10 protein-coding genes and 1 pseudogene are annotated in these 14,301 nt (G+C 67.6%); 4 read left to right on the top strand and 7 right to left on the bottom strand.

What is annotated here, in order from left to right; all coding sequences use genetic code 11:
- Positions 1-64: 64 nt before the first annotated feature.
- Genes BM133_RS21765 through BM133_RS21750 form a run of 4 tightly spaced genes read left to right on the top strand, consistent with a single transcriptional unit; the run spans position 65 to position 4,459 of the window.
- Complete coding sequence (locus BM133_RS21765) at positions 65-493, top strand: TadE/TadG family type IV pilus assembly protein (protein ID WP_256219306.1); 429 nt, start codon at positions 65-67, stop codon at positions 491-493.
- Positions 490-963 (top strand): TadE/TadG family type IV pilus assembly protein, encoded by a 474-nt coding sequence (locus BM133_RS21760; protein ID WP_177224905.1) that lies wholly within the window; start codon positions 490-492, stop codon positions 961-963. The genes BM133_RS21765 and BM133_RS21760 overlap by 4 nt, the downstream gene beginning before the upstream one ends.
- A gap of 16 nt (positions 964-979) precedes the next feature.
- Positions 980-3,010 (top strand): pilus assembly protein TadG-related protein, encoded by a 2,031-nt coding sequence (locus tag BM133_RS21755; protein WP_093438301.1) that lies wholly within the window; start codon positions 980-982, stop codon positions 3,008-3,010.
- Positions 3,011-3,028: 18 nt separating this feature from the next.
- Positions 3,029-4,459, top strand: a complete 1,431-nt coding sequence (locus tag BM133_RS21750; protein ID WP_093438298.1) for a sigma 54-interacting transcriptional regulator — start codon at positions 3,029-3,031, stop codon at positions 4,457-4,459.
- Between the two features lie 214 nt (positions 4,460-4,673).
- Here BM133_RS21750 and BM133_RS21745 read toward each other — a convergent pair whose 3' ends face one another.
- From BM133_RS21745 to BM133_RS21715, 7 genes and pseudogenes are all read right to left on the bottom strand, one after another.
- Positions 4,674-6,266: a TolC family protein gene (locus tag BM133_RS21745; protein ID WP_093438295.1), complete on the bottom strand. Its 1,593-nt coding sequence runs from the start codon at positions 6,264-6,266 to the stop codon at positions 4,674-4,676.
- Complete coding sequence (locus BM133_RS21740) at positions 6,263-7,585, bottom strand: HlyD family type I secretion periplasmic adaptor subunit (protein WP_256219305.1); 1,323 nt, start codon at positions 7,583-7,585, stop codon at positions 6,263-6,265. The genes BM133_RS21745 and BM133_RS21740 overlap by 4 nt, the downstream gene beginning before the upstream one ends.
- Positions 7,586-7,615: 30 nt before the next feature.
- A complete protein-coding gene (locus BM133_RS21735; RefSeq protein WP_093438293.1) occupies positions 7,616-9,430 on the bottom strand; it encodes a peptidase domain-containing ABC transporter in 1,815 nt (604 codons plus the stop codon).
- Positions 9,431-9,521: 91 nt separating this feature from the next.
- Positions 9,522-9,800: a hypothetical protein gene (locus BM133_RS21730; protein ID WP_093438290.1), complete on the bottom strand. Its 279-nt coding sequence runs from the start codon at positions 9,798-9,800 to the stop codon at positions 9,522-9,524.
- Complete coding sequence (locus BM133_RS21725; RefSeq protein ID WP_093438288.1) at positions 9,797-12,880, bottom strand: glutamate ligase domain-containing protein; 3,084 nt, start codon at positions 12,878-12,880, stop codon at positions 9,797-9,799. The genes BM133_RS21730 and BM133_RS21725 overlap by 4 nt, the downstream gene beginning before the upstream one ends.
- Positions 12,881-12,989: 109 nt before the next feature.
- Positions 12,990-13,493: a peptidoglycan-associated lipoprotein Pal gene (gene pal / locus BM133_RS21720; RefSeq protein ID WP_093438284.1), complete on the bottom strand. Its 504-nt coding sequence runs from the start codon at positions 13,491-13,493 to the stop codon at positions 12,990-12,992.
- An 89-nt stretch (positions 13,494-13,582) separates the two neighbouring features.
- Positions 13,583-14,301, bottom strand: a pseudogene (locus BM133_RS21715) (hypothetical protein); the annotation flags it as partial.

Raw genomic sequence — 14,301 nt, 5'->3', positions numbered from 1 at the left:
GCACGCCCGCCACACCACCATGAAAACGCCAGGCACCCGCCCCGCAGCACGCCGCCAACGCGGCGTGTACGCGATCGAGTTCGCGATGGTGTTCCTGATTTTCTTCGCGGTGCTCTATGGCGCTATCTGCTACGGAATGCTGTTCGCGTTTCGCCTGGGCGTGCAGAACGCGGCGGAAGACGGCGCGCGTGCGGCGCTGCGCTACCAGTCCACGCTGCAGGGTCGGCAAGACCATGCGCAAGCCGTCGCGCAACAGGCCATCGTATGGCTGCCAACCGTGGTGACACGCAATGTCCAAGCCACTGTCTGCGGCGTCGTGAGCAACGTCTGTGGAACCCCGGCCTGCGGCCCGGACTGGAACGCGCGCTGCCAGATGGTGGTCACCGTCACGGCGTCGAACATGAACGGCCTGCTGCCGCCGCTGCCTGCTTTCGCGATGCCGAACATCATCATCGGCAAGGCCAGCATGCTCCTGGATGGAAGATCGCCATGAACGCCGGCCGCATGACAAGCAAAGAGCGTGGCGTGGCAGCGGTCGAGTTCGCGCTCGTCTTCGTCGTGCTTTTCAGCGTCCTGTACGCGGTCGCGACGTTCGGTGCCGTCTTCTACACGCAGCAGGCGGTCACCCGCGCTGCGGAGGAAGGCGCACGGGTCGCGGGCATGGTGACCGCCCCGGTCGGCAACGACGCGCGCGTCACGGATGCCGTCTACGGCGCACTGGCCAACTCGCTCGTGGTTCCTGCTTCTTTCAATGCCAGCGTGACGACCCGGCGCGCCTGGATCGCCTCCAGGGTGGTGGTGACCGCACTGCCGAGCGGTGCCGGTGCAACGGCCGGCTATGTGGTGACCGTGAGCTATCCGTACAGCGAAAACCGCCTGCTGCCGACGATGCCGTTGCTGGACCTCAGCACATGGGTGCCCGATCAACTACGAAGCCGATCGACCATCGCGCTTCGGTCCTGAAGGAGAGTTCACCATCATGGACACGGCACCCCGAAACTCTCTTCGCCGCGCAGCCGGACATGCGCCTGGGGCGCGCGGCAGGCGCGCACGCGGCTCCATCGTCATCAACACGGCCATCGCACTGAGCCTGGTCGTCATTACGCTCCTTGGAACCCAGATCGGCTACCTGATGCTGATGAAGCGGGAGCTTCAGAAGACTGCGGATCTGGCAGCGCTTTCCGGAGCCCAGTCCTTGCTGCCGCTCAGCTGCGTCGACGCCAGGACCGCCGCGGTCGCGAATGCCGCCCAGAACATGCCGCCGATGCTGCCGCCCCTGGCAGCAGCGGATGTCGAATGCGGCAACTGGGATCCCCAGACGCGCGAAGCGCCCCAGTATTTCGGCGCCCCCAACGCGGGCCAGGCCTTCAACGCGGTGCGCGTGAGGCTTTCAAGAACCCCCGCGTTGCTCCTGCCGAATCTTTCGGGCGGTCTGCCCTACACGATCACGGTGCAGGCACTGGCGGCGCAGCGCAGTCCTCTGGCCGTGCTGTCGATCCGCAGCACGCTTCTCACCGTGGACTCGGCACGATCGACACTGCTGAACAGCGTGATCGGCGGAATGCTCGGAGGCAGCCTGGCGGTCGGTGTCGTGGGATGGCAGGGAATGGTCGACACCAATCTCAAACTGCTGACGTTCCTGGATCAGCTGGGCATCGAGCTGGGTCTGGGGGTCGGAAAGTACGACCAGGTTCTGGGCACCGATGTGAGCGTTGGCGTGCTCATCAAGGCGATGATCAAGGCGCTGGAGCAAGGCGGCAATACGGCAAGCGCGGCGATCCAGGCACTCGGCCTCATTCAGCTTGCCGCAGAGGTCTCGCCTACCGTGGTGAAGCTCGGGGACGTCCTGGGCGTGCAGACCGGCTCGAATGCCGCCGGGCTCAATGTGGACCTGCAGGTGTTTCAATTGCTCCAGGGCGTCGTCCAGGTTGCGAACGGCAAGAATGCATTGGTGGCGAGCGTCCCGCTCACAGTGCCCGGCGTGCTGAACATCACGACCAACGTGCGGGTGATCGAACCTCCGCAGGTCTCCGCCATCGGCAACCCCGCGTTGGCAAAGCTCAACCCGACCGGCCCCGATCAGATCTACGTGCGGACGGCGCAGATCCGGACGCTGATTTCGGTAGAGCTTCCGGTGTTGAGCGGAATCTCGAATCTGTTGAATGCGGTGACGACACTGGTGTCGCCCGTAACGACCTTGTTGAACGACATCCTGGGATTCAAGCTGAACATTCTTGGCGATGTTCTCGCGTGCCTTATCGGCTGCACGAAGGACGTCACCGACGTCGATATCCTTCCGGCACCCACCCGGCTGGACATCAATCTCGATGCAGGTGGCGGCGAGTCGCGTGTGACCGACTTCAGCTGCCCCTCCGATGCCAAGACCTTGACCACGCAGACGACCACTTCGGCCGCCAAGTTGCGCATCGGCAAGATGGGCACTTCAGCGGAGGATGCAAAGACCAAGGTTTTCTCGTCCAGTGCGGTGCCTGTCGTCGACCCTGTTCCCGTGATCGACATCGGCTCCATGAAGTGCACGCGGCTGCTGCTCGGCCTGATCCCCGTGGCCTGCGACGAGGCGCATCGCAAAGCCTTCTATGGCGGTGGCCTCGGCCTCAAGGCGAACGTACCCGTTGCCGAGTCGAGTGCGCCGCAGACATTTTCGAATCCGCCAGACCTGGCGGACCCGGAGACTCCGACACCGTATCTTTCGGTGTCGTCGGCGAACATCGTCAACAGCCTGAGCGCCACTGCCGGTGGGCTCAATCTCCTGATCCCCATTGCGGCAACGGGAAGTGCCAACGGCGGTTTGCAAAACGTCCTCACCGCGTTGACCAATGTCCTGGGCACCGTCATCGGCGTCTTGCAGGGCGTGATCTCCAATGTCCTCACGCCGTTGCTCGGCACTCTGGTCGACAGCCTGCTCAGCGACGTCCTGGGCGCGAACCTGGCGCAAACCGAAGTGGGCGCACGACTGACCTGCGCAGGCGGCGCAGAGCTTGTTTACTGAAATGCTTGATCCCTTCCAATGAGTTCCCCCTCCAACTTCGACGAACTCGACCTCTTTGTCTGGGAAGGCAAAGCCGACATCCTCGACCGCATCGCGCGGTGCATGGCGAGCTTCGACGTGGAAGTCACCCGGGCCGACGGGCTGCCGCCTCCGCAGCAGGAGCGCGGCGTCGCGGCGCGGCCTTCCGTCGCGATCATCAGCGTCACGGTCATCGACAGCGGCGGCCTCGCGCACGCCACCGAATTCCTGCAGGGCATGCCGGTCATCTGGGTCGCCGCGGGTTCGCGCGAGCGCGATTCGCGCACCTACCCGCCCGAGTACCTGCACGTGCTGCCCTACGACTTCACCTGCGCCGAGCTGCGCACGATGGTCGCCAAGCTGGTGCGGCAACTGCGCGCGCGCGATGTCGCCCCGCAGGCGCCCGATGTGCTGGTGGCGCATTCCGAAGCCATGCAGGCGCTGCTCGCCGAAGTGGGCGCCTTCGCCGACTGCAACCACCCGGTGCTGGTGCGCGGCGAAACCGGCGTGGGCAAGGAACGCATCGCGCAGCAGCTGCACCTGGGCCACCAGTCGTACAGCAAGGGCGCCTTCGTGGCGGTGAACTGCGGTGCGATTCCCGATGGGCTCTTCGAGTCGCTGTTCTTCGGTCACACCAAGGGCTCGTTCACGGGCGCCGTGCATGCGCACCGCGGCTACTTCGAGCAGGCCACCGGGGGCACGCTGTTCCTCGATGAAATCGGCGACCTGCCGCGCTACCAGCAAGTGAAACTGCTGCGCGTGCTGGAAGACAACGCGGTCACGCGGCTGGGCGCCACCTCGCCGATCCGGGTCGACTTCCGGCTCGTGGCGGCGACCAACCGCAACCTGCGCGAGATGGTGGCGAGCGGCGAATTCCGCGCCGACCTGTTCTACCGGCTCGCGGTGATCGAGCTGCACGTGCCCAGCCTCGAAGAGCGCGGCGAGGTCGACAAGATCGCGATCTTCAAGGCGCTCCTGAGCAACGTGCTCGGCGACGAACTCGAGACGCTGGGCGAAACGCCGCACTGGCTCAGCGATGCGGTGGCCGAGACCTATTTCCCCGGCAACGTGCGCCAGCTGCGCAACCTCGCGGAGCGCGTGGGCGTGATCGCGCGGCAACTGCACGGCTGGGACCAGAACCTGATCCAGCGCGCCATCGCGCTCACGCGCGGCACGCCGACACCGGCCGTCCTGGCCGAGAGGAACGGCGGGGGCGGTGGCAATGGCGGCGGTGTCGCGCTCGACAGCAACGGCGACCGCAAGGGCTGGAACAGCAGCGAGCGCAACCGCATCATCGCCGCGCTGGAGATCAACGACTGGAAGCGCCAGGACACCGCGCAGCACCTGGGCATCAGCCGCAAGGTGCTGTGGGAAAAGATGCGCAAATACCAGATCCTCGACGGAGAACCAGGCATCCCCGAAGACGCGTGACCGAGGGCGCGATCGTCGATCGCAGGGTCCATGGCAGCGTGCCCTCGTGGGCAGGGCATCGGGTGCTCCCCGCAGCGAAATCAAGGAGGAGGCCGCAGGCCGGGGGACATTCGCGGAGGGGAGTACCCGGTGGCCTGCGCACGCGCCCTGAACGGCCCGCCGCGAAAGCCCACCTCGGCAGACCGCTGCACGGTCGCAGCCCTCAGCGCTGCCCTCAGCGCGGCATCAGGCGGGGCGTGCGGCGCAGCGACGGGTTGTTGGCCGCCGCACTCGGCGAGCGCTCGACGACTGGCTCGTTCGGGCAGGCCGCGTTGCTCGAGATGCACAGTGCCGAGAGCAATCCGTCTTCGGTGAGCATGGAACGGTTGGGCGGGCCGAACATGCGGTCGATCCAGCTGTTCATGACATCGGGTTCGACGCGCAGTTCGCCGGTGGTGCGGGCCAAGCGCAGCTCGGAGATGCGCAGGTCGAAGACGCCATCGACATAGTCGAACAGCAGCGTGTAGTAGTCCAGCTGCGCATCGAGCACCTTGGGCAGGGTCTCGCGGCCGAACTCCATCAGGCGGCGGCGGCCGCGAAAGGCCTGGCCGGAGGTGCTCACGGCTTCCATGAGCTGCTTCTCGCGCTCGCGTCCCGACACGGTGCGGGCCCACGAGGCCGAGGTGAGTTCGAACAGGTTGTTCTTCACGCCTTCGAGCTTGGCTTCCTGGTTGGCGACCTCGGCCAGCGCGCTCTTCAGGCGCAGCTGCCGGTCGAAGCCGTTGCCGAAGTTCCAGTTGAGTTCGAAGGCCGCGCGCGTCGGGTCCTGCGGCGACACGCCGCGCGGGTCCTTGCTCTTCACGACCACGGCGTCCAGCGTCGGGTAGAGGCTGGATTCCTGCTGGTCGACCAGGGCTCTCGCGCGGTCGATGCGGCCCTGCGCCTCGGCGATCTCGGTGCTGCGGCTCTCCGCGCGGCGCAGTGCCTCTTCCTGCGACGCGATGCGCCACTGCGCGGGCGCCGCGAGCACGGGCAGCGACTCGGTGTTGGGCGAGAACTTGAAGTAGTTGCGGAACTTGGCGAGCGCCTCGTCGCGCTGGGCCTCGAAGTCCGATTCGCGCGCGGCCACCAGGGCGCGCCGGGAGGCGGCCATGTTCAGGTCGTTGTCGCCCGAGACGCCGAGCGCGACGCGGCGGGCCTCGGCCTTGGACAGGTCCGCCACCACCTCGGTGGCCTTGTGCGCGATCTGCTTCTTCAGGTCGAAGCGCTGCACCTGCAGGTACGCGGTGAGCGCGTCCAGCACCACCTTCTGCGAGGTGGTGATGACGGCCTCGTCGTCCGCCTTGTTGCCGGCTTCGGCCGCGCGCTGCGCGGCGCTCATGGCACCGCCGTCGACGAGGCTCACGCGCGCTTCGGCGGTGAGCACGGTGTAGCTCTGGGTCTTGGCGTTGTCCGCGCCGCTGTTGTAGTTGCCGGACGAGGTGCCCAGCTTGAAGCGCGGGTAGCGCGCCTGTTTGGCGGCATCGACGCCGTAGCTGCTGGTGGTGGCGGCGGCCTGGGCCGTCTGCACCTCGGGGTATTCCTGCGAGAGCGCGACCAGCGCCTGCTTCACGCGCTGGGCGTAGCTTGCGGCGCCGATGGACGGCGTGGACAGGCGCCGTGCGAGCGAGAGCGTCGGCAGCGGCACGTTCGACACCTCCGACACCTCCGGCACTCCCGGCTCCTGTGCCAAGGCGGCCGACGGGAGCGCGAAGCTCGCGCACAGTGCTGCGCACAGCACACCGGTGCCCGTGCTGCGGCGCCGGCCTGTAGCGGTGCTGCCCTTCATGGTTCGCGGAAGGCTTCGCGCCGCAACTTGAGCACCGGACGAAGGATGTACCAGATGAACGGGTCGGTGCCCACGCGCAGGTCGACCTCGGACTCCATGCCGGCGGTGATGCGGTTCTCTTCGCGGCCCACGTGCGACTGCGACATGCTGATCAGCAGGCGGTAGTAGGGCGCACCTTGCGAGATGGCCGCGTCGCGGTCGGCATCGGCCGCCACCAGCATCACCTTGCCTTCGACGGCGCCGTAGCGCAGGTAGTCGTAGGCGGTGATCTTCACGCGGGCCGACTGGCCGATTTCCACGAAGCCGCGATCGTTCGGATTCAGGCGCGCCTCCACCATGATCTCGTCCTTGTCGGGCACCACTTCCAGGATGGCTTCGCCGGGCTTGACCACCCAGCCCGGGCTGGAGTTGCGCAGGCCCTTGACGATGCCGTCCGAAGGCGCCTTCACCACGGTGCGCGAGCGCTGCGTGCGGGCGCGCGCCAGGTCTTCGCTCAGGCTGGCGAACTGGCGCTCGACGGTGGCCAGTTCGTCCGACGCGCGGCGGCGGTAGCGGCCTTCGGCCTCGGCCATCTTGGCCTGCGATTCGGTGATGGCGGCGTTGGCGGACACCACGCCCTGGCGCGCCACCGCGAGCTCGCTGCGCACGCCCTCGGCCTGGCGGCGCTTCTCGAGCACCTCGACCTGGCCGACCAGCTTTTCGCTGAGCAACTGCTCGGAGATTTCCAGTTCCTTTTGCATCAGCACCAGCCGGTCGTTGAGGCCCTTCACCTTGGCCTGCTGCTCCAGCTGCTTGCTGCGCGCCTGCTCCAGGCCCGACACCGCGCCGGCCATGACGCCGCGCTGTTCGAGCGCGCGCGCCTGGTAGGCACCCAGCTCGCCTTCGAACACGTCTTCATCCAGGTCGGTGGCGAAGGACTGGCGGCTGAGCGGCTGGCCGCGGCTCTCGGCGATGAGGCGCACGCGGGTGGCCTGCGTGGCGGCATAGCGGGCGCTGAGTTCTTCCAGGTTCAGGCCGCTGCCGCCCAGGTCGATCTCGACCAGCGACTGGCCCTGCTTGACCTTCTCGCCTTCCTTCACCAGCACGGAACTGACGATGCCGCCTTCCAGATGCTGGATGGACTTGACGCGGTCCGAAGGGATCACGCGACCCGGCGCGACGACCACGGTTTCCATCGGAAAGCCCAGCCCGATGAGGGCCAGCACGCCGATGGCGCCACCGATGATCCACTGGCGCCGCCGCCCCTGCGGCGAGGTCCGCGCCGCGCGCTTCTGGTCTTCATCCTGAAGAATCTGCGGCAGATCTGATTTCAAGTTCACTGTCCCCAATCACTCGTCACGAGAAAAGCATCACGCCATGGAGCGGGAGGCCGCGGCCCCCGCGTTGTCTTCGTCGCCCACCGCCACCAGCGGCTTCTTCACGCCGAAGAGCTTGGGCACCATGACCGCGGCGGAGCCCACTTCGACGTCGCCCTGCCCCGTCACGTGGTAGACCGCAGAGGCGGCCGAGACGATGCGCAGCGAGTGCGTGACCACCACCACGGTGCGCACCTTGGCCACCGCCAGCAGCGTGGCGAGCAGGTTGCGCTCGCTTTGAAAATCCAGGTCGTTGCTGGGCTCGTCCAGCACCAGCACCGAGGGCTTGCGCAGGAAGCTCATGGCCAGCGCGAGCTTGCGGCGCTCGCCCACCGAGACGCCGGTGCCGCCCTCGCCGACCATGGTGCGGTAGCCGTCGGGCAGGCGCGAGATGAAGTCGTGCGCGCCCGAGAGCTTGCAGGCCGAGACGATCTGCTCGTCGCTCTGGCCGGGCGCCGCGCGGCGCATGGTGTCGATCAGCGAGCCGCCGAACCAGTAGACCTCCTGCGAGAGATAGCTGATCCAGCGCGAGAGCTCTTCGCGGCCGAACTGCGACAGGTCGTACTCGCCGATGCTGATGATGCCGCGCGTGGGCGCATAGAGCCCCGAGAGGAGCTTGACCAGCGTCGACTTGCCCGCGCCGTTGCGCCCGACGATCACGTGCAGCCCGCCCGGGCCGATGTCCAGGTCGACGCTCTCCAGCACCGGCTGCTGCGCGGTCTCGGTGAAGCTGAAGCTCACGTCCTTGAGGGTGATGCGGCCCAGAGGCTGCGGCAGCGTCATGCCCGTGGGGGCCTTCTCGACCTGCTCGCCCAGCACGGTTTCCAGGCGCTTGGCGGCTTCCTTGGCGGTGGCCAGCGAGCGCCAGTTCGACACGAGCCCGGCCACCGGCTGCAGCGCCTTGAGCGCCAGCATGTTGGAGGCCACCAGGCCGCCCACCGTCATCCACTGCTCCATCACCGAGATGGCGCCCACGGTCACCACGACCACCGAGAAGACGGTGAGCAGCACCGTGGTGCCGTCGCGCGCGGTCTCGATCTGGCCGTTCTTGCTGAAGCTCTCGGTGAGCCAGGCGTTGTAGGTCTGGCGCCACATGTCGCTGATGGGGCCGTCGTTGGCCTGCGTCTTGAGCGTTTCGCGCGCGTTGCAGATCTCCGAGGTCATGCGGTCCAGGCCGCGGCCACGCTGCACTTCCTCCACGCGTCCGGCGCGCACTTCGTCGGCCCACCACCAGGCCAGGAACGACATGATCGCCAGGAACGCGGCCACCACCGGCAGCACCGGCAAGGCGACGATGCCGATCACCACGAGCGCGAAGACGGCCATCGGCAGGTCGAAGATCGATTGCGCAAGGCCGCCGGTGACGGTGCCGCGCACCGAGCCCACGTCGCGAAAGTACTGCTGCCACACCGAGGCCGGGCGCGCTTCGAGCGCGCGCAGCGGGCGGGCCAGCATCGACTGCAAGAGCGCGCCCGAGACGCCGTGGTCGATGATCGCGCCCGCGTTGCGCAGCATGCGCGAGCGCCGCGTGCGCAGCCAGAACTCGATGCACAGGAAGAACAGGATGCCGCTCACCAGCGCCGCCAGCGTCGAGGTGCCGCTGCGCGAAAGCACGCGGTCGTACACCTGCAGCAGGAAGATGGAAGGCAGCAGCCCGAAGAGGCTGATGGGCAGCGAGCGCCACGCGGCGCTCTTCACGAGCGGGTAGGCCGCACGGAACGCCGTGTTCAGTGCATTCGCGTAAGGACTGGCACCCGGCTCGTCCGGCGTTTCGGCAACCAGTTGGCTGGGCAAGAGAAACTTGATCATGAGAAAGGGCCGATCCGTCGTGCAATGACGCGTGCGTCATTATCGACTGTTACCCAACTGTTACAAGGCAAAAATTCGCGCTCTGTGCACCTCAGCATCGGGGCACGCGTGCCTTCGTCGGATCGACCTGTCGCTCACTTCCCGCGTTGCGCTGCAACGGCGTCGGCGTGGCCGTGCAGCCCGCCTGCCGGTCCACCGTCGCCTCCCCTCTCACTGCGGGCAAACCCTCTGCGAGCACCAATGCGATGTTGGCGCACAACAGCATGCACAGCACCCAGGCGAAGAGCAGCTGCAGCCAGCCCAGCCACCAGCGTCGCGGCGCCTCCACGTCGCGTTCGTAGGGCATGTGGATCAATGCGTTCCATCTCATGGCAGTGCTTTCAAAACCCGGGCAAGCCGGGACAGGCCGACGCCCGCGGAACTCTTGGCCAGCACCCAGTCGCCCGGTTGCAGCAGACCGCCCAATGCGGTCGACAGGTCCGACACGTCCACGAACCAGTGCGAACGGACCTTGGTACGGATGCGCGCGTGCAGCGCCCGCATGAGCGGACCGCACAGCAGCACCCGGTCGGGCTGCGACGCCAGCAACTCTTCCTCCAGGTCGAGGTGATGGCGTTGCGCCGCGGGACCCAGCTCCTGCATGTCGCCAAGGATGGCGACACGTCGCGCAGGTTCGCAGGGGGCTTGTGACAGCAATTCGAGCGCCGCCCGCATCGAGCTGGGGTTGGCGTCATAGGTTTCATCGATCAGCTTGAAGCTTCCGCCGCCGATGTGAATGGTGTGCAGCGCACCGCGTCCGCCCGGCGGCTCGAAGTGCGCGAAGGGCTCGACCGCCGCGGCCAGCGGCAGGCGCAGCGCCTGCAGCGCGCCGAGCGCGGCAACGGCGCTCGCGCCCATGTGGCGCCCGGGCGCATTGAGCCGCAGCTGGAAGGGCTCGCCCGCCACCTGCGCCTGCACCTCGCCGTGGTCGAAGGCCAGCAGGCGCACGTCGGCATCCTTGTGCTCGCCATAGGTCACGATCTGCAGCTGGTGCGCCATCGCGGCTTCGGCGAAGGTCGCGAACTCGGGCATGTCGCGGTTGAGCACCACGTTGTCGCCGGCGGCCATGCCCTGGAAGATCCGGCTGTCCATGCGCGCGGCCGCTTCGGAGGGGCCGCGGTGCTTCTGCGATGCGGCCGAGAGCCCGGTCACCACCACCAGCGAAGGCCGCACCAGTTGCGACGAGGCCGGCATGTGCGAGGTGCCCATCTCCAGCACCCAGTAGGCCGCGTGCCGCGGCATGCAGGTGAGGTTCCACGCGATGCCCGAGGGCAGGCTGATGTTGCCTTCGGGCTGGCCGACCTCGCCCCACACGGTGAGCGCGCCGGCCATCATGGCGGCCACGGTGCTGCTGCCGGTGCCGTGGCCCAGCACGCCGCACACGCGGCCGGTGAATTCGGTGCGCGCATGTTCTCCAAGTTGCAGCACGGCTTGCAGCACGTTCGGCACCTTGAGCACCGGCACGCGCTTGTCCAGGTGCGGCTTGGGGTCGGTGCACAGCACGGCCGCGGCCGGCTGCAAGACGCCCTTGAGCGTGACGGCCGCCAGCGGCGTCTTGGACGGACGCGTCTGGTTCTCGAACACCACGCGGCCCTTGCGCATGAAGGAGCGTTGCGTCACGCCGGTGGCGCGCCAGCCGTCTTCGGGGCGCACCACCCATTCGCCGCTGGTGACGCGCGCCATTTCGCTGGCGGTCCAGGCGGCACCGTCGTCCCTCGGATTGCCGGCCGCGCTGCCCGCGCCCAGCGGCACGCGGCGCTCCAGCAGGTAGCGGTGGTAGCTCGCGAAGCCCGAGACGTACTGCTCGACATCGTCGATGCGCACGCGGAACGCGTGGTGGCGAATGAAGAAGGAACCCACGACGGTGGACGGCCGCCGGAAGTACATCGCCATCTCGGGCCAGAAAAAGCCGTTGAGCAGGTAGTGGGCGCGGTAGTCGAGCGCGCGGTAGAACTTCTCGGTGTCCAGCTCGTCCAGCAGGTGCCGCATCGCGGGCATGCCTTCCAGGCGCTGGAGCATCTGCTGCGCGGCGAGCATGAGCCCGAGCAAGGTCGGGAAGGTGGTCTTGCGGTCGAGCACGAAGTCCAGGTAACCCGCGACGTTCTGCAGCCCGAAGCGGAAGTATTTTTCCTGCGGGCTCCAGTGCGTGAGCTCGTTGACGCAGCAGCTCAACCAGTGGTCGTGCGCCTGCCAGTGCTGGCTCGCGATGAAATGATCGAAGGCCTTCTCCACCGCCGCCAGCCAGCGCGCATCGCGCGTGAGGCCATAGAGGCGCATGAGGCCGTAGGCTGCCTCGCCGTCGTAGTAGATGACGCGCGAGGCTTGCTTGACTGCCAGGTCGGTGGCGTGCAGCACGTGGTTGAAGCGGCCGGTGGCCGGGTCCTGCAGCGACACGATGCCCAGCGCCAGCTTTTCCAGGAGCGGCAGCCAGCGGCGCGTGTCCATGAGCTCGCAGTACTTCACCAGCGCGAGCACGCAGGCCGCGTTGCCGCCCAGCTTGATCTCCCCGCCGGTGTCCACCAGGAATGCCACCTCGCGGCCGTCGGCCAGCTGGTAGTCGCGGATCAGCCAGTTGGTGAGGTGGTCGAGCGCGCGGTCGATGGCCGCGCGCAGGGTTTCGTCGCGCGTGACCTCCCACGCCTCGAGCATGGCGTGGATCGCGCTCGCATGGCGCATCGCGTCGTAGGTGGGGATGCGGCGGTCGAAGCACGGGAAGTAGCCGTACACGAAGAGCCCGTCGCTCTGCACCTGGCGCGCGAGATACGCGGAGCCGCTGCGCACGAGATCCATGGCCGACTGCGGGTTGAGCGCCGGCAGCTGGCGGCGGCCCGCATCGAGCCCCGTGCCGATGAGCTTGTGCACCACGCCGTCGGGCTGGCAGAACACGCCCACGGTCGCCAGCAGGTAGACCGGGTGGTCCGTCGGCATGTCCAGCGCGAGCGAGCGCTGGAAACGCGCCTGGCCGTAGGCCTCGAAGTTGCGCGGGTTCATCACCGCATGCGCGATGGTCGAGTCGCCCGCCAGCATTGCGTTGGCGTTGAGCTCCTGCTCGGTGAAGGCGGTCTCGAAATCCTTGTCGAAGGCCAGACCGAGGCGAAAGTAGTTGCGCTTGACGGCCGTGAGCTGCGTCTTGAACTGCGCCCAGTCCATCGGGCTTGCGCCCTCGACCCAGTCGATGCGAAGCCAGGGCGAGACCACGCCGTGGTCGCGCACCCAGCCTTCGACGAGGTCGGCGCCTTCGCGCCATGCGGTCTCGAATTCGGCGGCCCGCGCATGCACGACGTGCGCGCGCTGCGAGCCGTCGCTCACCGAGAAGAACAGCGTGAACGCGGGGTAAGGGGCAGGCAGCGCCGCGCACACCGACGCCAGGCGTTCGTGGCAGGCGTGGAGCTGGTCTGAAAAGGACATCATTCGGCCCCGATCGAGTGCGGGAGACCGGTCGCGTCCGTCATCTGCTCTCGCTTGGACGGAATCGCTGACCGGAGACTGTTGCCTTCGACGTCATCGCTTGGGCTCCGGTTCAGCGGTAGCTGAATTCGGCGCGGCGATTGAGCTGGTAGCCCTCCTCGGTGGTTTCCAGGGACGCGGGCTTCTCGATGCCCCAGCTGATGGCCTCGACGCGCTCGGCCGGCACGCCCATCTGCGTGAGCGCCCGTTGCACCGACTCCGAACGGCGCTGCCCCAGCGCGAGGTTGTATTCGCGGCCGCCGCGCGAGTCGGTGTGGCCTTCGATGACCACGCGGCTCGTCGCGCGGTTCTTCAGGAAGCTCGCATGCGCTTCCACGATGCGCTGGTCCTGCGTGCGGATGTTGTATTTGTCAAAGTCGAAATACACGATCTTCGGAACGCCCGCCGGTCCGTTCTGCAACGGCGCGGGGGGCGGCGGTTCCACCTTGGCCACCGCGGCCGCGCCCTTGTTCGAGTAGTAGTAGGTCGCATCGTCGCGACCGCTCTTGGGCGTACTGCAGGCTGCAAGGCTTGCCCCGAGCGCAACGATGGCCAATATCCGGAAATTCTTTTTCATAGCAATCCTTTCGCGGGACAGGCCGGTGGCCGGCCTGTCCCTGTCTGCGGTTTCCCTCTTCCCTCTCTCCTTCGCTCTTGTCTTCTTGATCAGCCCAGCAGACCGTGCAGGACGTTGGTCACCGGCGACAGCGTGTGTTCGACCAGGCTGGTGATCGGGGTCACGACGTCGGTCACCAGCGGGGTGACTGCGTGGTCGACGGTGTTCACCACCGTGTCGACCACCGGAGCCACCGTGCCCGTTGCGCCGGCCAGGATGTCGGTCACCGGTGCCAGTGCGCCGGAAGCGGCACCCGTCACGGTGGCGACGATCGGTGCGACGGTGTCCGTCAGGCCGCCTGCCACACCGGAGATCGGCTCCAGGATGTTGGCGACCGGACCGTCGCTGCCCAGGAGGCCGCCGAGCAATCCACCCACCAGACCGTCCTGACCCAGCAGGCTGCCGACCAGGCCGTCGTTGCCGAGGACGCCGCCCAGGAGGCCACCGTCGCCGCCAAGCACGCCGCCCAGGAGGCCGTCGCTGCCCAGCAGGCCGCCGACCAGACCGTCGCCACCGAGGACACCGCCGAGCAGACCGCCGTCACCGCCGAGCACGCCGCCCAGGAGGCCGTCGTTGCCCAGCAGGCTGCCGACCAGGCCGTCGTCACCGAGGACGCCGCCGAGCAGGCCACCGTCACCGCCGAGCACGCCGCCCAGGAGGCCGTCGTTGCCCAGCAGGCCACCGACCAGACCGTCGCTACCGAGGACACCGCCGAGCAGGCCACCGTCACCGCCGAGGACGCCGCCCAGGAGGCCGTCGTCACCCAGGA

Source organism: Variovorax sp. 770b2 (assembly GCF_900115685.1).
GTDB lineage: Bacteria > Pseudomonadota > Gammaproteobacteria > Burkholderiales > Burkholderiaceae_C > Variovorax.
This window is presented reverse-complemented; position numbering and strand designations above follow the sequence as displayed.